Source organism: Pseudomonas sp. SIMBA_068, from assembly GCF_046534705.1.
Classification (GTDB): domain Bacteria; phylum Pseudomonadota; class Gammaproteobacteria; order Pseudomonadales; family Pseudomonadaceae; genus Aquipseudomonas; species Aquipseudomonas putida.
The window spans coordinates 1-241 of record NZ_JAWRYI010001457.1 but is presented as its reverse complement, the minus strand read 5'-3'; the positions used below and the strand labels follow the sequence as shown (position 1 = coordinate 241).

The window sequence follows — 241 nt, the reverse complement described above, 5'->3', positions numbered from 1 at the left end:
ATGACTTTCCTGAGCAAGACGCAGAGCTCGGTCGAGATAGCTTTGCTAACCGCATAGATAAAGCAGGCATTGGAAATCTCGCGTTTGATTATACAAAACTTAATCAGTTTGCCGATGAAGTTGATGACTCAAGTGAAGACTTTAGCTGTATTCGTGACAACGTAACAGGGCTTGTTTGGGAAGTTAAATCACCTTCGTCTGGTACCTTACCAAACACAACGTTACGGGATGCACAAAACAG

The 241-nt window shown here is 43.2% G+C and carries 1 protein-coding gene; it reads left to right on the top strand.

The window, feature by feature from the left end:
• Positions 1–241 (top strand): hypothetical protein (locus SB756_RS34460; RefSeq protein WP_410913802.1); only part of this gene is annotated, 241 nt, incomplete at both ends.